The 23908-nt window shown below is 47.8% G+C and carries 17 protein-coding genes and 1 riboswitch; of the genes, 3 read left to right on the forward strand and 14 right to left on the reverse strand.

The window, feature by feature from the left end; genetic code table 11:
* Positions 1-103: 103 nt before the first annotated feature.
* The 7 genes from JOE49_RS24695 to gcvH all read right to left on the reverse strand — a co-directional run bounded on the left by JOE49_RS24695 (position 104) and on the right by gcvH (position 10107).
* Positions 104-1759, reverse strand: a complete 1656-nt coding sequence (locus JOE49_RS24695) for an amino acid ABC transporter ATP-binding/permease protein (RefSeq protein ID WP_209943333.1) — start codon at positions 1757-1759, stop codon at positions 104-106.
* A complete protein-coding gene (locus JOE49_RS24700; protein WP_209943334.1) occupies positions 1752-3905 on the reverse strand; it encodes a DUF454 family protein in 2154 nt (717 codons plus the stop codon). The genes JOE49_RS24695 and JOE49_RS24700 overlap by 8 nt, the downstream gene beginning before the upstream one ends.
* A 214-nt stretch (positions 3906-4119) precedes the next feature.
* On the reverse strand, positions 4120-5265 hold the full coding sequence (locus JOE49_RS24705) for a mannitol-1-phosphate 5-dehydrogenase (protein ID WP_076265314.1): 1146 nt from the start codon (positions 5263-5265) through the stop codon (positions 4120-4122).
* Positions 5262-5696: a PTS mannitol transporter subunit IIA gene (locus tag JOE49_RS24710; protein ID WP_028542458.1), complete on the reverse strand. Its 435-nt coding sequence runs from the start codon at positions 5694-5696 to the stop codon at positions 5262-5264. Before JOE49_RS24710 ends, JOE49_RS24705 begins: the two co-directional genes overlap by 4 nt.
* A complete protein-coding gene (locus JOE49_RS24715) occupies positions 5693-7771 on the reverse strand; it encodes a BglG family transcription antiterminator (RefSeq protein WP_076295859.1) in 2079 nt (692 codons plus the stop codon). The genes JOE49_RS24710 and JOE49_RS24715 overlap by 4 nt, the downstream gene beginning before the upstream one ends.
* Before the next feature lie 81 nt (positions 7772-7852).
* A complete protein-coding gene (locus tag JOE49_RS24720; protein ID WP_209943335.1) occupies positions 7853-9331 on the reverse strand; it encodes a PTS mannitol transporter subunit IIBC in 1479 nt (492 codons plus the stop codon).
* A gap of 377 nt (positions 9332-9708) precedes the next feature.
* Positions 9709-10107, reverse strand: coding sequence for a glycine cleavage system protein GcvH (gcvH, locus tag JOE49_RS24725; RefSeq protein ID WP_023989876.1), 399 nt, complete (start codon positions 10105-10107; stop codon positions 9709-9711).
* Between the two features lie 394 nt (positions 10108-10501).
* Positions 10502-10600, forward strand: a riboswitch (glycine riboswitch).
* 178 nt (positions 10601-10778) lie between these two features.
* Here gcvH and gcvT point away from each other — a divergent pair.
* The 3 genes from gcvT to gcvPB all read left to right on the forward strand — a co-directional run bounded on the left by gcvT (position 10779) and on the right by gcvPB (position 14856).
* The gene (gene gcvT, locus JOE49_RS24730) at positions 10779-11879 is read left to right on the forward strand and encodes a glycine cleavage system aminomethyltransferase GcvT (protein ID WP_209943337.1); all 1101 of its coding nucleotides are present in this window, start codon (positions 10779-10781) and stop codon (positions 11877-11879) included.
* Between the two features lie 128 nt (positions 11880-12007).
* On the forward strand, positions 12008-13363 hold the full coding sequence (gene gcvPA, locus JOE49_RS24735) for an aminomethyl-transferring glycine dehydrogenase subunit GcvPA (protein ID WP_028542454.1): 1356 nt from the start codon (positions 12008-12010) through the stop codon (positions 13361-13363).
* Positions 13360-14856, forward strand: a complete 1497-nt coding sequence (gene gcvPB / locus JOE49_RS24740; protein WP_160790174.1) for an aminomethyl-transferring glycine dehydrogenase subunit GcvPB — start codon at positions 13360-13362, stop codon at positions 14854-14856. The genes gcvPA and gcvPB overlap by 4 nt, the downstream gene beginning before the upstream one ends.
* Before the next feature lie 119 nt (positions 14857-14975).
* On the opposite strand, the gene ptsP is transcribed toward gcvPB, so the two are convergent.
* From ptsP to JOE49_RS24775, 7 genes are all read right to left on the reverse strand, one after another.
* Positions 14976-16688: a phosphoenolpyruvate--protein phosphotransferase gene (gene ptsP / locus JOE49_RS24745; protein WP_023989880.1), complete on the reverse strand. Its 1713-nt coding sequence runs from the start codon at positions 16686-16688 to the stop codon at positions 14976-14978.
* Complete coding sequence (locus JOE49_RS24750) at positions 16681-16956, reverse strand: HPr family phosphocarrier protein (protein WP_013372579.1); 276 nt, start codon at positions 16954-16956, stop codon at positions 16681-16683. The genes ptsP and JOE49_RS24750 overlap by 8 nt, the downstream gene beginning before the upstream one ends.
* 110 nt (positions 16957-17066) lie before the next feature.
* Entirely contained in the window at positions 17067-19112 is a 2046-nt protein-coding gene (ptsG, locus tag JOE49_RS24755) for a glucose-specific PTS transporter subunit IIBC (RefSeq protein WP_103049340.1), read from the reverse strand.
* Between the two features lie 252 nt (positions 19113-19364).
* Positions 19365-20225: a glucose PTS transporter transcription antiterminator GlcT gene (gene glcT, locus JOE49_RS24760; protein WP_071558373.1), complete on the reverse strand. Its 861-nt coding sequence runs from the start codon at positions 20223-20225 to the stop codon at positions 19365-19367.
* A 190-nt stretch (positions 20226-20415) separates the two neighbouring features.
* The gene (locus JOE49_RS24765; RefSeq protein WP_028542452.1) at positions 20416-21951 is read right to left on the reverse strand and encodes a flotillin family protein; all 1536 of its coding nucleotides are present in this window, start codon (positions 21949-21951) and stop codon (positions 20416-20418) included.
* A gap of 48 nt (positions 21952-21999) precedes the next feature.
* Positions 22000-22518, reverse strand: a complete 519-nt coding sequence (locus JOE49_RS24770) for an NfeD family membrane protein (RefSeq protein ID WP_023989884.1) — start codon at positions 22516-22518, stop codon at positions 22000-22002.
* A gap of 174 nt (positions 22519-22692) precedes the next feature.
* Entirely contained in the window at positions 22693-23856 is a 1164-nt protein-coding gene (locus JOE49_RS24775) for an iron-containing alcohol dehydrogenase (RefSeq protein WP_209943339.1), read from the reverse strand.
* Positions 23857-23908 lie beyond the last annotated feature (52 nt).

Genomic DNA, 23908 nt, shown 5'->3' on the forward strand with positions numbered 1-23908 from the left:
AAACCATGAACAGGCTACAGCTTTTGCCCTCAAGCATAACAATAATTTCCTAGATTTCATCACTTATCGCTAAATAAGTACGTTAAAAAACACGTTAGAAAAGTCAGGACAATCTACGGTTATCCATTTCAAAAATATCGTCTGCAATCCGCATGGTAGAACTTCGGTGCGAAACAAGGACAACCGTTTTATCTTGCTGCTGTTCCTTTAACGATTTTAAAATAATCGCCTCGTTCAGGCTGTCCAAATTGCTGGTAGGCTCGTCGAGCAGTAAGAGAGGCGCATTATGGACAAAGGCTCTCGCCAACCCCAAGCGTTGGCGTTCTCCACCGGACAGCCTGTCCCCCAATTCTCCAACTCGGCTGTCATACCCTTGAGGCAAGGTCATAATAAAATCGTGCACGGATGCCTTACGTGCTGCTTCCACAACCTGCTCATGTGTAGCATCAGGCTTTCCGATTTTGATATTAGTTGCAATTGAATCATCAAACAGGAACGTATGCTGGTCTACATAGCTCTGTAACCCTCTCAAATGTCGGGTCCCAATTTCCTTCAAATCGTGTCCGGATAGCAAAATTCCACCTTGCTGCGGGTCCCTAAATCGCATCATCAACTTCAGCAGCGTAGACTTACCAGAGCCGCTTTTACCCTGAATGCCTAGAATCCGCTTATGCGGTATCGTGAGACTTACATCATTCAGCACCGTTTGACCATCGTATGCAAAAGTCACCTTGTCTACTTGTGCCCCAGTAAAGGCAACACTCATCCCTTCGATATTTTCCTCTACCTCCGGGGTTTCCTCCAATAGACTCAACACTCGTTCCCCGCTCGCCAGCGTTTGAAGCAAATTGTTGGACAAATTGCTCAGTGCGACGACAGGACCAAATGAACTAAACAGGGCAATGACAGAAATTAGCATACCTGTAAAGTCAACGTGACCATTAGACATACCGTACAATCCAGCCAGCAGCATCAAGAATGAGAATCCAACTACAGCCGCATCTGTGATGGCTCTTGTGATACCTTCATGATGCTTCAAGTCCTTCTGCTTGGCATCCAATTGATCCGTACGACGGTTAATCTCATTCAAACGTTGTTCTCCTTGCCCATATTGCACAATTTCCTTCATACCCCGTAAGCTGTCCAAAAAATAACTGCTCAGCTTGCCAAAGCTACTTCGGTATTCCATCCCCTGACGTTTGCCCATACGTGATGTGAGTAAAGGAATAAATAAACCGACAGTTAGGTAAGCAAGCGCAGCAAGCCAGCCTAGCAGAGGCTCATAAGAACCTATAAAAAACACCATGAGTAGTGAAGTGATGATGCCGATCATAACAGGCGCTATCGTATGCGCATAAAATACTTCCAGTAGCTCAATATCACTCGTAATGAGTGAAATCAGATTCCCCTTGTCCTTGCCTTCCAATTTGGCTGGAGCGAGTCTGCGCAGGGCTTGAAGTACCTTATCACGCAGTACAGCCAGCAGCTTGAAAGCGAGATAATGACCACTCATTTGCTCGCCATAACGGAATACGCCGCGCAGTACGGCACAAACGACGATCGCCGTCAGCAAAAACGACATGGTGTAGCCTGTCGTGATGCCCGTTGCTGTAAGCAGAGCTAGGGCTCCAAACACTATAATGCCAATAGCACAAACAAAACCAAGCACTCCTGTAACAATCGTGATGAGTAGCACAGGTAAAAGAGGTCCCGCCAATACCAATAATTGGCCCATGATCCGTAATCCGTGTCTACGCATATACAGCCCCTCCTTTTACAAACTGCTCTACCCGGTGTTGACTGAGATACATCTCCGCATAATGTCCCTGCTGGCTCAACAGCTCATGATGCGTTCCCGATTCTGCCACCAAACCGTTTTGCAGCACATAGATACAGTCGGATTGAACTACATTTTCCAGTCTGTGAGAGATAAGAATCACTGTTTTTTGACCTGCCAGCGCATGTATAACCTCCATAATGCCTTCCTCACTTTCACTGTCAATGTTAGAGGTGGCCTCGTCAAAAATGTACACACGACTATCATGCAGCAATGCTCTGGCTAGTGCTAGCCGTTGGCGCTGTCCTCCTGACAGATTTGCCCCTTGCTCCTCCAGTTCTGCTTCCAGTCCTCCTTCTGAAAGGATAAAATCATACAGCTTCACTTGTCGCAAAGCTTCCAGCATTTGTTGCTCATCCGCGTGCTCATTGCCCATTTTTAAATTTGCTTCCACTGTGCCTTTAAAAATATAGCTGTTAAAACCGATCCAGGTCATGTGACGCATGCGGCTTCCTTCTGAAATATCGGTAAGCTCTTTTCCTCCAATCGTCAGACTTCCTCGATACCCCTCGTGATGCCCAACGATCAATCCGGCTACCGTACTTTTACCAGAGCCTGATTCCCCAACAATTGAAACAAAGCTGCCCTGGGGAATATCCATGGATATATTTCGTAAGGTATCTCTTTCGTCGTAGGCGAAACTCACCTGTTCCAGTCGAATATCTGTGTTTTCTATGCTTTCTTGTCCTTGTATAAGATCCTCAGTACTCAACATTTGAAATATTTTGTCGCTTGCTGCCATTCCGTTCATGGCGATATGAAAGTAAGAACCCAGCAGACGCAGAGGAATGAAAAATTCTGCCGACAGCAAAACAATGATGATTGCTCCCGCCAAGCCAATATGACCTGAAGAATATTCGCTTACCGCGACCAGTACACCCGCAGCGGCACCACCAAATGCGATAAGATCCATAATGGCCACGGAGTTAAGCTGCATAGTCAGCACTTTCATCGTCATTTTGCGAAAATCCTCAGCTGCTGTGTTCATCTCCTGATGTTTATCCTGGTCTGTTCCGTACATTTTGAGCGTAGTCAGACCTTGTACATTCTCCAAAAAGCTGTGGCCCAGATTGACGTAACTGCCCCAATATTTCCGAAAAAGCTTTTTAGCCATCCTCATAATGACAATGATCGACACTGGAATTAAGGGAACGCAGATCAACAGTATAATGGCTGCTTTGAAGCTGACAAAAGAGAGGGTGATGAATAACGTTACAGGGGCAAGCAGACTGTAAAATAGCTGAGGCATGTATCTACCGAAATAGGTTTCAAGCTGCTCTACCCCTTCTACAGCAACCTGTATAACTCCCGAGGTGGAGGTATGATCTGTATATGCGGGTCCCATTTTGAGCAACTTGCCGTAAATTTGCGAGCGCAGCGTTTTTTTAGCATTTACCGAAGCACGATAGGATAACATACTGGCTGCATAATTGCTCAGACAGCGAACTGCAATAGCAGTAATAACAATGACCGTCATAGATAGAATCAGCTTGCGAGTCACTTGTCCTTCCCATGCCTGCTGCATAACAAAGGCCATAGACAACACAGCGGCTATACTCCCCAAAAGACCGATCCACTGCACAAGCACACCCAATACGATATATTTCCGAGAATGTTCCACTAGACCGAGCAGACGGCTGTCGACCATTTTAGACCTTTTTTTCGGAGTAGGGGCAAGTGAAGATGAAGGCGTTATTTCTGCTGCAGCGTTTCTCACTGTTCCGATTCGGAATATAAAGTAATAATATTTAAAAAGGATGACCAAGACGATGAGCGCTTTGCCCCACACATTAGGGGTGAAAATAAAGCCTGTAATCAGCATCGCTGACGCTAAGCCCAATGTGGTGATTTTCGTAGACAGCTTCAACGACCTTGTTTGAACAAAACTCTCTAGATGCTTTTGGTACAGAGCGGTATTCGAAAACCACTGGTGAATCCTTTCGGATCCCCGCATAAAGAAAAAGGTCGCTAGCAGCAGAAACGGTGTAGTCGGTAGCAACGGTAGCACTACACCAATAACTCCAAGCGCCAAAAATAAAAACCCTAAGGTAATATAGATCGGTTTCACTATAATCCTCCCTAATACTTATAATAGTAATGATTTCATTTTATAGATAATGATAATCATTATCAATATAAACAATTTAAGCAGGTTGTTATGTGATGTAAATCACGCATATAAAAATCCTCTTGAAGCACATCTCTACAGAACACGTTAGTGTTGATGTGGATGCTTTATCTTCAAGAGGATTATCGAAAGTAGATGTTGATAATTCGTTGTTTTATGAATTTATAATATCATATTGCTCCAATATCTGCCGATGTAACGGGTGATCTGCGGTTATGGAAGTATAACGCGTCAGCGCCACACCCAGTCCTTCACTGCGGATCACCTGCTGAAGCTCGACTGCCTCGGGGTCCTCCGTAATATCAAATTTACAGGCAGCCGCCATTCCTAACGCCAGATGATCCGTCGGGATGCCATACTCCTGCGCTTGGAGCGCGGGACGTACAAGACGATCATTGGGAGACAGCTTGCGCAACGGTGAACGTCCGACTCGAGTAACATCGTCTGTCAGATTAGGGTTGCGGAAGCGATCCAAAATTTTAGAGATGTACTTCTTATGCTCCCCTTGATCCAAACCGAAGCGCTTCACAAGCACTGCTCCTGTCTCCTCCAGTGACCCTTGTATCGAATCCACCACCTTGCTATCCTTCATGGCCTCCTGGATGGTAGCATAACCTGCGGTATAACCAAGATAGGCTGCCACGCAATGCCCCGTATTCACCGTGAACAGCTTTCGTTCAATGTAAGGCTCTAGATCCTGCACGTACAGGATGCCTTCGATTTCTTCATGCTCAGGTGCCATTTGTGAACGATCCACCACCCACTCGTAAAAAGGCTCTACCTGCACATGTAACGGGTCCTCGTGGTGTTGGATCGGCACAATCCGGTCTACAGCAGCATTGGGGAAATATACCGAAGCCTCTGCCTTGGCACGAGTCGCCTCATCCAGTAGCGCAAAAACATGCTCTTTCAGTTGGGCGCTGCCTCCGATTGCATTTTCGCAAGCAATCACATGCAGCGGGCCTGCCCCTCGCTCCACCCGCCTCGCTATTCCCTCGGCAATACCTGCTGCAATATGCCTGAGGATGCTAACCCCTACGGCGGTCGTTACCAGATCAGCATGGTCTACCGCATCCGCTACAGCGGATGCATCCTTGCCGTCAATCGCCGTCACATTCGTGACCAGCTCCGTATCCTTTGTATCATTGGCTAGCTCTACGGTGTATTGTTTACGACGACGTAACTCGGATACAAGGGTGTCGTTGACATCTGAAAAGACAACCTCATAGCCTGCACGCGACAGAATCAATCCGATAAAGCCGCGACCAATATTTCCTGCTCCAAAGTGGACGGCTCTCATAGCTCCATCTCACTTTCGAACAGATCTATAATTTCCTGTGGGGTCACCGCGTTGCGAAGTTTATCCATATTTTCTTCCTCCGCACACACCACAGCGATACTCGTCAAAATCTCCATATGATCGCCGCCTTGTGCTGCAATGCCGATTACCATGTATGCTTTTTCTTCCCCAAAATCTATGCCTTGTGGAAACTGAACGATGGAGATGCCTGTGGATTGAATAAGCATCTTGGATTCCTTGGTGCCATGTGGAATAGCCAACCCGTTCCCGATATAGGTGGACACGATCTCCTCGCGTTCCAGCATCTTGTCAATGTACTCACTTGAAATATGTCCTGCATCCAGCAGGATTTGTCCAGCCATACGAATCGCCTCATATTTGTCTTTGGCGGTTGCGTTCATTTTTACTTTGTCTATCGTCATAATACTCACGGTAGGTTCCTCCCTGTCCCTAATTTACTGTGGAAAAATTCAGCTAGCTCACTCGATATATAATTGACAATATGATCCCTGCTACCGTGTTCCAGTAGCGTAACCATGTCTTCCTGCAAGAGTAATGCACTAATCTCGCTCAATACCTCCAAGCTTTCTCTCGGCAGCTCACGAGGTCCCAACATGAGCAGCACGCATTCTACCTGTTCGCCTGTATCCGCCAACAGCGGCTCTGCCAGCTTATACAAGGTAAGCGAAGGCTTGCGAATATAGTGGCTGCGCGTATGAACTAAAGCAATGGAGGTATCAGAGATCACCTGACTACCTTGGCGCTCTCTTTCCATGAGCTGTGCAGCAACCGCAGAAGGCTCTGTAACATTCCCCCGCCCCGCCTCCAACATGCATATAGCCTCTACGGTCGCCGCCATATCCATCCCCTGATTTTCCAGCGGATACACTTGAAATTGCTGTACAATGTGTACAATTTCCTCAAGACTTTTCCGCAGACCGGTAAGCCACTCTATATCCTGACCAGGCTGAACAGCCTGTTCCTGCTGATGGTCATTGGGATGATTGAGTGTAATATGCTGGATGAATTGACGCAGGCGATCACTCTCCTCCTGCGTCAGCAACGGGCTGATCTTAAGATACCGATCCGGTTCAAGCGGTAGCTCTACTGTCGAAATGATCAGATCATAATCCTCCTTGGGAATCCGCGCCGCCTCGTACCATGAAGCCCTATCCACAATTTTGATCTGTGGGAGCTCTTTGGCGAGCCTTGTTGCCAAAAGTCTGGATGATCCAATACCGCTCGTGCAGACTACGATGGCCCGCACCTCCCGCCGCAATTGTCGTAGCCGCTCCAGCGAAGCGCCAAAATGCATGACGAGAAATCCGATCTCTTCATCTGGTACTTTCATTTCTGTCATGTCCGCCGCAGCCTTTTTCACTGAGTCGAATAAGCTGCTGTAATCCTTGCGGATTTGCTGAAGGAGGGGGTTACGAATCGACCTGCCTTCCTTCAAACGTTTGAACACCGGGGCCATATGGGCAATCAGTCCTTCACGCAGAACACGGTCCTCTTCCAATGGCGTGCCTGTCTCTTCCTCCACACGACGAATCAACTCATGAACCGACTCCAACAGTACGAGATCATCCAACGGCAGTAGTCGGGTAGAGTGATCCTCGGCATCACGAAATAGCAGCCTGAGATAAGATCGTTCCGGCTCTGGAAATTCAATATCCAGCGCCTCTGACAACTCCGTGCATATGCGTTCCACCATAGCTGTGCGAAGCATGATATTTTCATCTGAATCTGTTTTTAAATACGAGAGAAGAGGATCTATAACATACCCGAGTCGCAGACGTACCAGCGAAACGCAAATTTGAATCAGCAGCTCCATGTATTTGCTTTCCACCATGTTTTCCAACCATTTTTCATGGGGCTGCCAGAGGGCCTTTTCCACAATCAGCAGGTTATCTCTGCCAATCATCTCCAGCAACTTGTCGGCGACACGGGTCACAGAACGAAGTTCTTCCCGGGCTGAAAACAGATCGGATTCATCCAAATATTCGAGAGCCAGCTCGGAAATCGCCCGTCTTTTGTCTGTCTCCCGTCCTGTAATCTCGACGCCGTACCCCCGTCTGCGGACAAGCACGAGCCCCCGTTCCCCAATCCAGCCTTGTAATTCGTCCAGATCATGACTGACCGTAGTTACCGTGACTTTCAAGTCTGAAGCCAGCGCCAGCAGCTTGATCGGCTCCTGTGTATCCAGCAGCATGCAGAGAACCACGATCTTTCTCTCCTCAGCCGAATATTCGTCTGACTTTGTATGCAGCAATTGCCTTCGCAGGCATACAAGCTGAGCTGGGTCAGCATCTATACAGATACCAATCCCTGACTTTTTCTCCAGCTTCACCTCATGAGCTGCCAGCCAATGCTCGACTGCGCCCAGTTCCCGATGAACCGTCCTTGTGCTGACATTGATCTTCGTGGCAATTTCCCCGGCTGTAACCTCTTTGGACTGCTCCAGAAGATATTCCACGATGTCACGTTGTCGTTTCGTAATATTCATAAGCGCATACCGTTCCTTCCCAAGCTCATCCCTCCAGCAGGAGACGTACACTGCATACAGTCCGCCTGACTACGACGGGGATTAAGAATCGGATTTCAGACGTTCAACCAGCGCTTCGTATTCAGGGCTCTTCAGAAAATTGTCAATGGAAATGTGCTCAGCATTCGGGGCTACTGTTTTAGCCCGGTCTGTCAACGTTTTTTGCGTAATGACAATATCCGCATCCTGTGGAATTTCACTGATTGCCGTATTCGTAACTGTTACGCCTACACCCGCCTGCTTCATTTTTTTGCGTAAAATCGAGGCGCCCATAGCGCTTGAACCCATACCTGCATCACAGGAAAAGACGATCTTGTTCACTTCGGATTTATCCTTGAGCGTTCGAGCTGCGGCAATCTCAGCAGCACGATCAGATTCGTGGTTATCTTCCATTACAGTGGCGTTAGCACTTGCACTCTTGCTTTGATTTTTCATATCTTTCAGGCGGGAAGCAGCTTCCTCCAGCCCCTCTTCTTTTTGCTTACTAGTCTTGAGTAACACTGCGGCAACAGCAAAGGATACGACCGCAGCAGCGATCACCCCGCTCAGCATTGGCAAATATCCGCCTTTTGGCGTCATTAGAAAATAGGCGATGATGCTGCCCGGTGAAGGAGCAGCAACCAGTCCGGCACCTGTCAACATAAAACAGAAGGTTCCCACAACGCCCCCAGCTATAGCAGCAAGAATCAAAATCGGCTTCATCAAAATATAAGGGAAATAAATTTCATGAATCCCGCCGAAAAAATGAATGATGACCGCTCCAGGAGCCGATGACTTCGCAGAGCCTTTGCCGAACAGGCAGTAGGCTAGCAAAATACCGAGCCCCGGCCCAGGGTTGGATTCCAGCATAAACAGTACGGATTTTCCTGTTCTTGCAGCTTCCTCTAACGCAATCGGACTCAATACTCCGTGATTCAGCGCGTTGTTTAAAAATAATACTTTTCCGGGCTCAATAATGAGGTTGACAAGCGGCAATAGCCCTGCGTTCACGAGGAACTGTACCCCTGCCGACAACACTTGACTGATCATTTGTACAATCGGGCCAATCGCCACATGGGCAAGCAGCGCTAGAATGGCACCGATAATTCCGGCCGAAAAGTTATTGACCAGCATTTCAAAGCCTGATCTGACTTTGCCTTCAATGGCCTTGTCGAACTTCTTCAATATCCACGCAGCCAGCGGACCAGCTACCATCGCGCCCAGGAACATCGGGATATCGGCTCCCACTATGACACCCATCGTCATAATGGCACCAATCACACCTCCACGCTGTCCGTGAATCATCGTGCCCCCTGTATAACCGATCAGTAACGGCAACAAATAATTTTTCATCGGGTCAACCAATTGTGCAAAACCTTCATTCGGGAACCAACCGGTCGGAATAAAGAGTGCCGTAATCAACCCCCACGCAATAAAGGCTCCCATATTGGGCATAACCATACCGCTAAGAAAACGGCCAAAACGCTGTACGACGACACGAGTGCCTCCTTTTGAACTTGGCTTTGCGTCCAATGTACTCATATTCAAATCCTCCTTGTAGGTAAGCATCACTACCTTTTCTTAAAATTCATACTAAATGACAGCGCTATCTTCATCAACGAAATGAAAACGTACTTTCGTCATGAACGTTGATGACAACATTTAAATTTAAATTATCCGGGAAGGTATTATACCTGCATAATTCTTCTTAATATGACCTGTAGCTATAGAAATTAGTCGAAAAACCGTGCTGGATTATGTATGATTCTTATATGGGGACAACCCTCTAAATCAGAATAAAACACGTAATTACGTTTGCAAAAAGACAAAAAAATAGCCGCTACGTCAAATCATAGCGACTATTTTATACAAAAATCGAGCAGACAAATAACCCTCTTACTCCATACTACAATGCTCCATTATTGCTCATCGGAAATCAACTGCTCATACTGATCCGCAGACAGTAGCTTGCCCAAGGCTTCCTCCACATCTTTATCCATCTCTACTTCGATCATCCAACCTTTTTCATAGGGAGATTCATTCACTAGCTCAGGTGTACTTTCCAGCGTTTCATTCACTTTTAGTATGGTTCCCGTCACCGGAGCAAAAAGGTCGGATACTGTCTTCACCGATTCAATCGTACCGATCTCCGCTCCCTGCTCAATCGTTGCTCCCGCCTCAGGTAATTCTACAAAAACAATATCACCCAGTTGATGCTGTGCAAAGTCTGTAATACCAATTCGTACCGTTCCATTCTCTGTCCGCTGAACCCACTCATGTTCGTCTGTATACCAAAGTTGCTGCTTTACTTCACCCATTCTGTTCCCCTCACTTCCATATGAATAAAATCGCTTTTGCTCACCTGTACTAGACAGGTTAAGATTATGACAACAAGAACACTCATGTCAATAATACTAACAAAAATACTTCATATCACCTCATATAGCGTACTATATAAAAATATGATAGCTTATAACAAACGCTTACATATCCTTATTTATATATTAAATGTTTTTTCTATTGTTTTTGATGACATTTTTATTGACATTTTGAATGAATTTGCGTATTAATGGGTTATAGCAAATGCTTTGGGAAACACCCCGACAACTGCAAACGCGGATGAACGCGGAGGGAGAGACTGCCAAAAAGATTCGCATAGCTGTTGCCGCTTGTGAGACATAAGTGCACGCGAATCGGATCAGGTTGTTATCTGCAAAGCCAGGTAATATACCGTTGATCCCGAAGGTAGCGCCGAAGGAGTAAACCTGCATTGCAGGTGAATCTCTCAGGCAAAAGGACCTCTGCCGGACGCATCTCTGGAGAGCATTCGCTATTGGAGCGGATCACCCAAGGGGAAACCCGGTACATACCGGGGTAACTTTCTGGTATCAAGGACAGAGCTGAAAAAAAGAGTGTAGACTGCCGTCTATACGTTTTTTTCGGCCTGTCTTTTTTTGTTTAGCCGATCACACCGGATAGGAGTGGAATAATGACTAATTTGCGAAAAACACCGCTATATTCGTCCTACGGGACGCAGTCTGGGGTTCGTTGCATTGACTTTGGCGGCTGGGAGCTCCCGGTTCAGTTTAGCGGCATTCAAAAGGAGCATGAGGCCGTCCGGCAACGTGCGGGTTTATTCGATGTATCGCATATGGGCGAATTTTTGGTTGAAGGCAAAGAAGCCGAAGCTTTTCTGCAAAGGGTGACCACGAATGATGTCAGCCAGTTGGAACCAGGTCAGGCACAATATTCACTCCTGTGTTACCCCGATGGAGGGGTAGTAGACGACCTACTTGTTTACTGCAAAGGACCGGAACGCTACATGCTCGTTGTGAACGCATCCAACATCGATAAGGATTGGGATTGGCTAATTCGCCATATGCCTGCATCCGTTCACATGGAGAATGTGTCTGATGCGATAGCATTGCTAGCGTTGCAAGGACCGGAGGCAGCACGTATTGCCGCAGCCGTGGCAGATACGGACATTACGAATCTGGCATCTTTCCGCTTCCATGAGAATGTGCCATTGTTCGGAGCAAAAGCACTGGTCTCACGAACCGGATATACGGGCGAAGACGGTTTTGAATTTTATATACCTGCTGCGGAAGCACCAGCCGTATGGGAGGGTTTGCTTCGTTCCGGTGAGTCGTATGGGCTGATTCCCGCTGGACTTGGTGCTCGGGATACACTACGCTTTGAGGCACGGTTGCCGCTATATGGTCAGGAGTTATCTGCCACGATTTCACCACTCGAAGCTGGTCTAGGTTTCTTCGTCAAGCTGAATAAAGGAGATTTTATCGGTAGAGAAGCACTGCAACGTCAGAAAGAACAAGGGATTCCTCGCAAATTGATCGGGCTGGAAATGATTGATCGCGGTATCCCACGCGCCCATTACCCGGTATTCGCAGAAGGACAACACATTGGTGAGGTCACAACGGGGACTCAGTCGCCCACCTTGAAGCGTAATCTGGGCCTCGCCTTGGTGGACAGTCGTTTTAGCGCCCCCTCCACACCGTTGGAGGTTGAGATTCGTGGCAAACGCCTGCGTGCCGAGGTGGTGGCAACACCCTTTTATAAACGCCCGCGCTGATCTTAAACTCTTTTTATTTCTATAAAGCAAATATGTCAGATATGAACTTCTGGGTTTTTCATCTCACACACTTTTTTATTAGCTAATTTACGATCTAAAATCTTGCTTTTCGAAAGGAGTCAGAACCTATGAAGCAGCATCGTTATCTCCCTATGACTGAACAGGATCAAACCGAAATGCTGCGTGTGGTGGGTGTATCATCTATTGATGATTTATTCAGTGACATTCCAGAGGCCATTCGATATCAAGGGGAACTGCCTCTCTCTTCTCGACTCGATGAGAAAGCCTTAACCCGCCACTTGGCCGAGCTGGCCGGACACAACGCCAATACAGACACACATGCCAGCTTCCTTGGCGCAGGAATTTATGATCATCATATTCCGTCCGTCATCCAGCACATCACTTCACGCTCGGAATTCTATACAGCCTACACCCCCTATCAGCCGGAAGTAAGCCAAGGCGAGCTACAAGCCATTTTCGAGTTTCAGTCGTATATTTGCGAATTGACGGGCATGGCTGTAGCTAATGCCAGCATGTACGACGGAGCGACTGCACTGGCGGAAGCGGGCTCACTGTCCGCCGCAGCTACCCGCCGTAAACAGCTTATCGTATCAAGGTCCGTCCATCCGGAGGCACGTCAGGTATTGGCAGCCTATGCACGCGGATTGGATTTGGACATCGTGGAGATCGGCTGTTCGGACGGCGTAACGGATGCTGATGCGCTAGCGGCAGCCGTATCGGAACAGACCGCGGCTGTTTTGGTCCAAAGCCCCAACTTTTTCGGAGCCGTGGAAAACCTGAAGCCGATGGCTGACCTCATCCATGCGCACAAAGGTCTTTTGGTCGTCAGTGCCAATCCACTGGCACTTGGCTTGCTGGAAACACCCGGCAAACAGGGCGCGGATATTGTGGTAGGAGACGCGCAGCCACTTGGCATCTCCTCTTCTCTCGGCGGTCCGACCTGTGGATACTTTGCCGTTTCTCAGGCACATATGCGCCGTATCCCCGGCCGTATTGTGGGTCAGACCACAGACCGCAACGGTAAACGCGGCTTCGTGCTGACCTTGCAAGCGCGGGAACAGCATATCCGCCGCGAAAAGGCCACCTCTAACATTTGCTCCAACCAAGCGTTGCTAGCTTTATCTGCATCTGTATACTTGTCTGTCATGGGTAGACAGGGGATCAAGGAAGTAGCCGAGCTAAATTTGCATAAAAGCCGTTATGCTTTAGAGCAATTGCTGAGCTTGAAGGGCGTAACTGCCTCGTTTAACGCACCAACCTTTAATGAGTTTGCCCTTAGACTGCCTGAGGGTACGGATATGAGCAAACTCCAGGCCGAGCTGCTAGCTGCTGGATTTATCGCTGGCTACGATTTGGGCCGGGACTATGAGGAACTTGCTGGTCACATGTTGATTGCCGTGACGGAGCAAAGGACCAAAGAAGAGATTGACCAATTTGTACACACCTTGGGGGGATTGCTATGACACACACCGGACAGGATCAGAAACAAGGGCTGTTGAAGGAACACGATCAAGCGCTCATTTTTGAATTGAGCCGTCCGGGTCGCATCGCCTATTCCCTTCCCGAGTGCGACGTTCCCCGTCGCCCGGTGGCAGAGCTTTTGCCAGATTATGCGCTGCGCAGCCAACCTGCGGCATTACCCGAGGTATACGAAGTAGACGTTATTCGGCATTATACTGCCTTGTCCCGGCGCAATTTCGGCGTGGACAACGGATTTTATCCGCTCGGCTCCTGTACGATGAAATACAATCCGAAAGTGAATGAGGATGTCGCCCGATATACAGGCTTCGCCAAAATCCATCCATATCAGCCCGAGGAGAGCATCCAGGGTGCTATGGAGCTGCTGTATACGCTCCAAAATGATTTGGCTGCGTTAACTGGCATGGATGCCGTCACGCTTCAGCCCGCCGCGGGCGCCCATGGCGAATGGACCGGGCTGATGATGATTCGCTCATACCACGAAGCACGTGGTGAGCGACGTACCAAGGTGCTCGTGCCGGATTCCTCGCACGGAACGAACCCCGCCAGCGCAACCGTCGCGGGCTTCGAAACAGTCACCCTTCCCTCCACCCCTGAGGGGCTGGTGGATCTGGATGCGTTACGTCAAGCCGTAGGCAACGACACCGCGGCGCTCATGCTGACCAATCCGAACACGCTTGGGCTGTTCGAGAAGCAAATCACTGACATTGCTGCCATCGTGCATGAAGCGGGTGGTCTGGTTTACTATGACGGGGCAAACTCCAACGCCATCATGGGGATTACCCGTCCCGGAGATATGGGCTTCGATGTAGTGCATCTCAATTTGCACAAAACGATGAGTACCCCGCACGGCGGCGGTGGCCCCGGCGCTGGGCCTGTCGGCGTAAAGCAACGGCTCATCCCTTATTTGCCCAAGCCGCTTGTCGTACGGGATCCGCAGGGGGTGTACCACTGGGACCGGGAACAGGGAGATTCTATTGGACGGGTTAAAGCCTTTTACGGCAACTTCGGTATTCTCGTTCGTGCCTATGCCTATATCCGTAGCTACGGTCCTGACGGCTTAAAGCGTGTATCGGAATGCGCTGTGCTCAATGCCAATTACATGATGCATCGACTCGCTCCACATTTTGACCTGCCCTACCCTGGACATTGCAAACACGAATTTGTCATGTCAGGGCGAGGCTTGAAAAAATTTGGAGTGCGTACGCTTGATGTAGCCAAACGGCTGCTTGATTTCGGCTACCATCCGCCTACAATTTACTTCCCTCTGAATGTAGAGGAGTGCATCATGATCGAGCCCACGGAGACGGAAAGTAAGGAGACACTTGATGCTTTTGTTGACACTATGATTCATATTGCGCGGGAAGCAGAAGAGAACCCTGAGCTGGTGCTCAATGCACCATATACTACTCCAGTCACACGATTGGACGAAACTACCGCAGCTCGCAAACCTGTACTGAATTGCTCATGCAGTTAAAAACAAATTCTACTTAAAGCATGCAAAAAAGCCGGTATCTATTAGATACCGGCTGCTGTATGTACACAGCAATTTTTTTGTTGGAAAAAGATATAACCTTTGAAATGTAATACCCTTCCTTAACCTTCGATGCTTTGAACCAATTCAACAACCTGTTCTGCTGTTTGCATGTCCAGAGCTTTTGTAGCCAGTTTTTCCATGTCCGCACGGGACAACTTGGAGATTTGACTACGTGCTGGCAGAATGGAAGTTGCGCTCATACTGAACTCATCAAGTCCCAGACCCAGCAGCAACGGAATTGCTGTTGTATCTCCTGCCATTTCGCCACACATACCAACCCAACGTCCTTCACGGTGAGCGGCATCAATAACCATTTTCACCAGACGCAGAATGGATGGATTGTATGGTTGATACAGGTAAGAAACCCGCTCGTTCATGCGATCCGCTGCCATTGTGTATTGAATCAGATCGTTTGTACCGATACTGAAGAAATCCACTTCTTTTGCGAATTGGTCAGCCAATACCGCTGTAGAAGGAATTTCTACCATGATGCCCAGCTGAATTTCTTCAGATACGGATACACCCTCGGTTACCAACTTTTCCTTTTCTTCCAACAAAACAGCTTTAGCTTCACGGAATTCGTTCAGCGTAGCAATCATTGGGAACATGATGCGCAGGTTACCATGCACACTCGCACGCAACAAAGCACGCAATTGAGTGCGGAAAATATCCTGGCGATCCAGACACAGACGAATAGCACGGAATCCGAGGAACGGATTCATTTCTTTCGGCAGGTCCAGATAAGGAAGTTCTTTGTCGCCACCGATGTCCAAAGTACGAACTACAACCGGTTTACCTTCCATTCTTTCCAGAACGGTTTTGTACGCCGTATACTGTACTTCTTCGGATGGAAGCTTATCGCGTCCCATGTACAAGAACTCCGTACGGTACAAGCCAACGCCTTCACCACCGTTGTCCAGAACACCAGCTACATCATTAGGCGTACCAATATTGGCTGCCAGTTCGACATGGACACCATCGACAGAAACCGTAGCTTCGCCGCGCAGCTTACGCCACTCTTCGCGTTGCTTGTCGTATGCCACCTGTTTAGCACGGTATTCCGCAACAATCTCTTCGGTAGGGTTCACGAATACGTGACCATCCAAACCATCAACGATAATCAAATCACCGCTTTTAGCTTGAGACAATATATTTTTCGTTCCCACAACTGCAGGAATTTCAAGTGAGCGAGCCATAATAGCCGAATGCGAAGTACGTCCGCCGATGTTCGTTGCAAAACCTTTAACAAATTCACGGTTCAGCTGAGCTGTGTCGGAAGGTGTCAAATCTTCTGCAAGCACAATCGTTTCTTCGGCAATTTCTGCAGGACTAACAAAATGAACACCAAGCAGGTGATTCAGGATCCGCTTGGTTACATCACGCATGTCCGATGCGCGTTCTTGCAAATAGGCACTTTTCATGTTTTCAAACATGGAAATGAACTGTGTAGCTACTTCATTCAAAGCATAGTCAGCATTAAGCTGCTCGTCTCTGATTTTAGCTTTAACCGGATCGATCAATTCAGGATCATTCAGGATGAGCAGGTGAGATGCAAAAATTTCTGCTTTTTTCTCTCCCAGCTCCTGAAGCGTTTTCTCCTTAATCGATTCCAATTCGGTTTGAGATTGTGCCAAAGCCGCATCCAATCTCGCGATTTCAGCTTCAACATCACCAACCGCGCGTCTCTCTACAGCGTAATTCGGATGCTCCAAGATAAACGCCCGGGCAATGGCTATGCCTGCCGAAGCGGCAATCCCGGAAATTTTAAGCATGAACTTCGCCCAGCCCTTCGTTAACGATTACATTTTCAAGAGCTTTCAGTGCTTCGGCAGCTTCAGCGCCTTCGCAGATAATGTTAATAGTATCGCCTTGTTCCAGACCCAGGGACAATACACCCAGAATGGATTTCAAAGTTACTTTTTTACCGTTAGCTTCGGCAAAAGATTCAGCACCGCTGAATTTGTTAGCTGTATTTACCAGCGCAGTTGCAGGACGTGCATGGATACCGTCTTCATCCGTAATTCTAAAAGTTGTTTGCATAATTTGTTCCTCCCACTTTCCTAAAGATAATATTTGTTTACACGCAGTATACCAGATCATTGATCAGACGGCCTAAGCCGCCTAATCAACTAATCCGAAACACATAGAGTTTATTTTATCGTAATTATACCATCTTCGCCAGCCTTCAATACTCCAGTTTTGTTTAAAGTTACCGAAGAACCTTCTGGAAGGTTAGTAAAAATGACAGGTGAGATGATGGATTTAGCGTTTGCCTTCACGTATTCCAGGTCTACTTTCATAATAGGCTGGCCAGCTGACACAAGATCGCCTTCGTTCACCAAAACGTCAAATCCTTGGCCTTTAAGCTTCACAGTATTCACCCCGATATGAACAAGCACTTCTTTACCGCCATCGGATTGAATACCAATCGCATGCTTGCTTGGGAATACATTGAATACTTTACCATAAACAGGGGACACAATCGTTCCATCATTTGGCACGACCGCAAAACCGTCACCTGTCATACGTTCTGCAAATACCGGATCGGGAACCGTCGAGATATCAACCAATTCGCCGTTAACAGGCATTACAATATCTTCTACAATAATGGTTTGTTGTTCTTCTCCAGCTTCCTTCTCCTCTTGTGGAGCAGGTTGCGCCGGAGCTGGTGCAGGTGTACGTCCAGCCATGATATCAGCCATTTGAGATTTAATGGTGTCGGAACGTGTACCGAAAATTGCCTGTACGTTGTTACCGACTTCAAGGACACCTGATGCGCCAAGTTGTTTCAGACGAGCTTTGTCAACGTTCGATTTCTCATTAACCTCGATCCGAAGACGTGTGATACAAGCATCCAGATGCTTGATATTCGATGAACCACCGAAAGCTGCCAAAATGTTGTGCGGGAGCTCATCACTACTACCGACTGCTGCGCCATCCACATTTTCTGTAGCTTCTTCACGTCCTGGTGTTTTCAAGTTGAACTTCCGTATGATGAACCGGAATCCGAAGTAGTAAATAACTGCCAAAATCAGACCGACGATAATTACATACCACCAAGGCGTACGGGTTGGAATAATCCCGAAAATCAGGAAGTCAATAAATCCGCCTGAGAAGGTCATACCGATTTTGACATGTAAAATTTGCATGGTCATAAATGACAGACCTGCGAATATACAGTGTACTGCAAACAGCAGTGGAGCTACGAACAGGAAGGAAAATTCCAGTGGCTCCGTAATACCTGTCAAGAACGAAGTCAATGCTGCTGAACCCATAATACCTGCTACATATTTTTTGTGTTCTGGTCTTGCTTCATGGTACATTGCAAGCGCTGCTGCCGGCAAACCGAACATCATGAATGGGAATTTACCCACTTGGAACGTACTTGCTGTCAACGCCACTCCGTCGCGAAGCTGGCTGAAGAAGATCTGCTGGTCACCGTGAACGGTTTGACCTGCCTTGTTAACATATTCACCAAACTCAAACCAGAACGGTGAATACCAGATGTGATGCAAACCAAATGGAATCAGCGCGCGTTCGATAACACCGAACAGGAACGCCGACAAAGTCGGGTTGGAATACACCATAAAGTGAGATACTGCGTTAAGTCCTTGTTGAACTGGAGGCCAGATCAGAACCAGTGCAAGTCCGACAATCAGTGAGGATACCGCCGTTGCAATTGGAACGAAACGCTTACCCGCGAAAAAGCCCAGATACGATGGAAGCTCAATTTTGAAAAAGCGGTTGTACATGGCCGCGGCCAGTATACCGATGATTATCCCGCCGAACACCCCGGTTTGAAGCGTTGGAATCCCCAACACGTTTGCATAACCCGGTATTTTTTGAGCAATCAGACCAGGTGTGACACCCACGGCTGTACCCAGAGTAATGTTCATAACGAGGTAACCGATGATGGCAGCCAAACCTGCTACACCCTCACCGCCCGCCAGACCGACGGCTACGCCGACTGCGAACAACAGTGCCAGATTATCAAAAACGATTTGTCCGGCATTCATCATGATCGTCGCTACCGATTGAACCCAGCCCGCATTTAATGCCGGAATGTACTGGAGAAAATCAGGATTGACCAGCATGTTACCGATACCCAATAAAAGCCCCGCAGCTGGCAAAATCGCTACAGGAAGCATTAATGCTTTACCGACACGCTGTAAAACGCCGAAAAGCTTTTTAAACATACCTTCCACATCCTTCTCTGAAATTTAGAACAGAGGCAAAACAACAAAAAAGGCATGAGCCGATTTAAGTATGTTTGAAAACAACCTTGGGATATAGCTTGCCCCAGTAGGCTGTAAACAATCATAACTTAAAACAACTCATGCCTGATCGAATCAGTAACACGTTAAATGTTCAGTTGTTGTCTTCCTCATTACAAAATTGATTATAGCACCCCGCTAAATGCGAGGCAATACTTTTTTATTCCTGTTTTATCACTTTTGTTGCTCCCCCTGCTCTTTGCGTTGGGATAACCGTTGCAGATGCATTGTCAAATAACTGACCTCAGCCGGGTACACAGATTTACGGAGTCTTTTCTCCATAATTTTCGTGAGTTTCCAGGACAGCATATACATTTCTGGATACTCCTCATTCAAAAGCTTGTCCAACCGATAAATCTCCTGCACAATTTCTCCCCGGCGCACACGTTCAATCGCAAACCTCAGATGAGTCAGCAGTCGAGAATAATCAAGAGATTGGAGAGGAATACGATAATCCAGTGTGGTCTCGACAACCTGAACCATATCAGCAATCAGACGAGAATCCTTCCTCACCTCGGAGATATGCTGGTTTGTCATGGCGCTATAAATATGCAGGGCCACGAATCCGATTTCATCTTCTCCCAGATCTACATCCATCTTATCCCTGATTAGAGCAACAGCCTGCTCAGCCATCTTGTATTCCTGAGGATATATTTCCCTAGTCTCATACAAAAACGGATTATGAATCGTAATTCCCTGTTTATGACGGTTGATGGAAAAAGCGATATGGTCAGTTAAAGCAATCAGTATGTGCTCATTTAGAGGCTTCTTTGCTTGAAGCTGAACAAGATGAAGCACCTCACCGATGACCTCAATGAGCTTTTCATCCAGTTCAGGAAGCAACCGTTTGTATTGCTCCTGTTCTTCATGGCTTTTTAATATAAATAATTTTTCAACTGAATCCAACGGCATAAGATCGCCGGGTCTGCGATTGAAACCGATTCCTTTTCCAATCACGACAACCTCATCATGCTCGGGATGCATCCCTATAATCACATTGTTATTCAGCGCTTTGGCCACTTTTAGGCTGCTCACATCCGCACCTCTTTTATCTGAACCTTGATCCTAAGAATTATAGCATGAAGCTCAGAGGAATCCACGTTAAAGTACCAAATATTCGGCTAAAGGTCAATAAAAAGAAAACGCTTTTCATCACATTGCCGGGAAATGCTGTGATGAAAAGCGGCCTTTTGGTTAGGGGTAGATGCTCCCCAAAGACTTATCGTTATTCTTTATCTGTTAGTGCTGCCTCCACCGAGGCTGGAAGATGCTGCTTATTCCCTTCACCGGAGGACGGCACGGAATGAAGGCCTTTTTTCCCAGTCGTCAGCCCCTTGATTAACTGCTCCACATCAATGCCGGATACACTCTTCAGCATCTCAGGTGCCGTAGCCATCAGTTCGGTGACATAATTGCTGACACGCGCTGCTCCTTCTCCTTTTCCCGTATCAACTACGGTGAGTTTATCAATGGACGCAATCGGTTCGGCAATACGTCCAGCCAGATCAGGCAACATTTTTACGATAATATCGAGCACGGCGGCCTCTCCAAACTTCTGGAACGCCTCCGCCAGTTTTTCCTTGGCCTCCGCTTCTGCAAGTCCACGCAAACGGATGACATCTGCGTCTGCCGTACCTTTGGCGCGTTCGGCATCCGCTTCTGCTTGCCCGTTTAGACGTTTTTGTTCAGCTGACGCTTTAGCCTGTGTCTCAATCGAGTATTGCAGCGATTCAGCCTCACGCATTTTACGCGATTTATCTGCTTCCGCCGCTTGTTCGACCGCATACCGATCGGCTTCTGCCTTCTTTTTCACTTCCGCATCATATTGCTTTTCACGTACCTGTATTTCCTTGGATTGAAGATCAATTTCCCGTTCTTTGCGCACCAGCTCGACCTTCATCTGCTCCTCGACAGCAGTCTGCTTGGCACGGGCCTCCTGGATGTGATAAGCCTGATCGGCTTCTGCCTTCGCTGTATCCTGTTCTTTCTTAAACGAAGCCACTTTCAGTTCCTTCTCCTTGGCTGCCTCGGCAATGTTGGTATCCCGCAGCAATTCGGCCTTCTGGCCTTCCTGTTCCGCACGCGCCTTCTGAATCCGGGCATCCCGCACAGCCTCGGCTTCTGCAATCTCAGCATCCCGTTTCACAGCCGCAATTCTCGGCTTACCAAGCGCATCCAGATATCCGTGCTTATCACGCACATCTTTGATGGTGAATGAAACGATTTGCAAACCCATCTTTTTCAGATCACGAGCAGCCACGCCTTGCACTTCCTGCGCAAACCGATCCCGATTACGATAAACTTCTTCCACTGTCATCGAGCCGAGGATTGCGCGTAAATGCCCCTCCAGCACTTCCTGAGCCTCTCCCCTAAGAGCCTCCAGTGGCTTCCCGATGAACTGCTCGGCTGCTGTAGCCACATCCTCAATAGAACTGCCGACCTTGATGATCGCCACACCATCCGCAATCACGGGAACTCCTTGCTCCGTATACACTTCCGGTGTGGTTACGTCCAGTTTATGGGACAACAGAGAGATGAATTCGGACTGCTGGAAAATTGGCCAAATGAAGGCCCCCCCGCCGCGTACAATTTTAATTTTTCGTCCAGAGTCATCCTCGGAAATATTTTTATTTCCCAGAAAAGAGCCCGTCACGATCATCCCTTCATCCGGTCCTACCGTTTTGTAACGGGCCCAAAAAGCGATCCCTAATATAACGATAACGATGACAACAATCCCAGGGACCAACACAATATCTTGCAAATTTGACACTCCCGATCACGCTCCCTTCAAGTTAAGCGAATGCGCCGTCTATGTGTCCAGGTACGCTACGCGGACGACGCCCTCTGCGACCTCAACCACGACGATACGGGTTCCCGCAGCAAGCGGTTTGTGATCGAAGCTAGATGCTGTATGTATGGTGTTGCCTGCACCCAAGCGGATCATAACCTCCCCGTAACCAACCTCAGGTACAGGAATGGTGACCTCACCGATCCGGCCAGTCAGCTCACGCATGGAGAAGCCGCTGGATACCTCCGAATTCGCCATGGGTTTGATAAACGCAAAGAACACGAGTATTCCGATGACAAACGCAATCCCTAAAGCAAGCACGACGACCCACCCCATGCTCAGCCCAGTATACTTTGTCAGCAGTACTCCAGCTCCGCCAAAAGCGGTCATGGCTCCAAGTAAAACGACAGGTCTGAACCAATCGAGGCCCGGTAGCTCCAATGCACCATCCAGCCAACCACCGAGTACATCTCCAATCAGCACACTGACTACGGTAAAGATAGCGCCCCCTGCCAATAACCACCAAAATATGGTTTCCATGCGACTCCTCCTTCCATGTACCTTTTCAGTCTGGTTTCCAGTCTATAACTATGTTTACGTATTCAACCTTAAAAAGTTTCAAAATTTTCCTCCAAAATCCCAAATCAAACCCAAAAAAGCACGTTCGTACGTCTAATGACGCACAAACGTGCTTAAAATGATACAAATGTCGGTTTACAGGGATGCTTTGTAAATTTCGACTACATCTTCGCGATTGAGCTTGTTAAAGCCACCAAAAGACCCGAATTTCACAGCTTTATCAGCCATAACATCGATTTGGGACGCATCAATATCGTAATCAGCCAGACGGCTTGGTGCACCAATCGAGTTCCAGAAATCACGCAACGCCTGAATACCTTCCAACGCCACTTCTTCATCACTCTTGCCTTCTGGTTTCACATGGAACACATTGACCGCCAGTTGCTTGAAGCGTTCAGGCTTCACATGCAAATTGTGTTTCATCCAGTTCGGGAACAGAATAGCCAGTCCTCCACCATGTGGAATATCATAAACAGCAGACACCGCATGTTCGATATTGTGAGTAGCCCAGTCACCTGTCAGCCCCATATTCAGGAAGCCGTTCAGCGCCATCGTACCACAATACATAATCGTTTCACGCAGCTCGTAGTTTTCCAGATCGTTGACCAGACCTGGAGCCGCATCCATGACCGTACGCAAAATCGTTTCGCACCAGCCAAGTTGGACCGGAGTATTGGATTCCAAATGGAAATAATGCTCCAGCGTATGTGACATCATATCTACGATTCCGTAAACGGTTTGATTTTGTGGCAGTGAGTATGTGTTCACAGGATCAAGAATAGAAAACGCAGGGAACGCAAATACGCTGCCCCAGCCCAATTTTTCCTGTGTTTTTTCATTTGTAATAACAGAACCCGCATTCATTTCAGAACCGGTAGCTGCCATGGTCAAAACCGTACCTAGTGGCAATGCTGCCTGTGGTGCCGCTTTACGCTCTGCAAAATCCCACATGTCGCCATCATATTTTGCACCAACAGCAATGGCTTTGGAGCAATCCAGCACACTACCACCGCCTACAGCCAGAACGAGGTCGATTTGATGTGTTTTACACAATTCAACGCCTTTATGTACTGTAGATAAGCGAGGATTCGGTTCTACACCAGCCAGTTCCGTTACCTCTGCACCGATTTCACCAAGCAAACTTATTACATTATCGTACAAACCGCTGCGCTTAATGCTGCCACCGCCATATACAAGCAGTACACGTTTACCATATTTAGGAACTTCACGCTTGAGAGCCTCCAATTGTCCTTTACCGAAGATCAATTGTGTAGGATTATAAAATTCGAATGCTTTCATCGCAAACGCTCGCCTCCAATAGTTCTAAAGTTTAATGTTAAGAAACTACTCT

It is taken from the genome of Paenibacillus sp. PvR133 (genome assembly GCF_017833155.1).
Classification (GTDB): Bacteria; Bacillota; Bacilli; order Paenibacillales; family Paenibacillaceae; genus Paenibacillus; species Paenibacillus polymyxa_B.

What these genes read in the sequence shown, in the direction of transcription:
- JOE49_RS24775 (WP_209943339.1), bottom strand. Translation starts at nt 23,856, where the DNA reads ATGAAAGCATTCGAATTTTATAATCCTACACAATTGATCTTCGGTAAA.
- JOE49_RS24750 (WP_013372579.1), bottom strand. Translation starts at nt 16,956, where the DNA reads ATGCAAACAACTTTTAGAATTACGGATGAAGACGGTATCCATGCACGT.
- JOE49_RS24770 (WP_023989884.1), bottom strand. Translation starts at nt 22,518, where the DNA reads ATGGAAACCATATTTTGGTGGTTATTGGCAGGGGGCGCTATCTTTACC.
- gcvPA (WP_028542454.1), top strand. Translation starts at nt 12,008, where the DNA reads ATGAAGCAGCATCGTTATCTCCCTATGACTGAACAGGATCAAACCGAA.
- JOE49_RS24705 (WP_076265314.1), bottom strand. Translation starts at nt 5,265, where the DNA reads ATGAGAGCCGTCCACTTTGGAGCAGGAAATATTGGTCGCGGCTTTATC.
- JOE49_RS24720 (WP_209943335.1), bottom strand. Translation starts at nt 9,331, where the DNA reads ATGAGTACATTGGACGCAAAGCCAAGTTCAAAAGGAGGCACTCGTGTC.
- ptsG (WP_103049340.1), bottom strand. Translation starts at nt 19,112, where the DNA reads ATGTTTAAAAAGCTTTTCGGCGTTTTACAGCGTGTCGGTAAAGCATTA.
- JOE49_RS24695 (WP_209943333.1), bottom strand. Translation starts at nt 1,759, where the DNA reads ATGCGTAGACACGGATTACGGATCATGGGCCAATTATTGGTATTGGCG.
- gcvT (WP_209943337.1), top strand. Translation starts at nt 10,779, where the DNA reads ATGACTAATTTGCGAAAAACACCGCTATATTCGTCCTACGGGACGCAG.
- gcvPB (WP_160790174.1), top strand. Translation starts at nt 13,360, where the DNA reads ATGACACACACCGGACAGGATCAGAAACAAGGGCTGTTGAAGGAACAC.
- gcvH (WP_023989876.1), bottom strand. Translation starts at nt 10,107, where the DNA reads ATGGGTGAAGTAAAGCAGCAACTTTGGTATACAGACGAACATGAGTGG.
- JOE49_RS24715 (WP_076295859.1), bottom strand. Translation starts at nt 7,771, where the DNA reads ATGAATATTACGAAACGACAACGTGACATCGTGGAATATCTTCTGGAG.
- ptsP (WP_023989880.1), bottom strand. Translation starts at nt 16,688, where the DNA reads ATGCTTAAAATTTCCGGGATTGCCGCTTCGGCAGGCATAGCCATTGCC.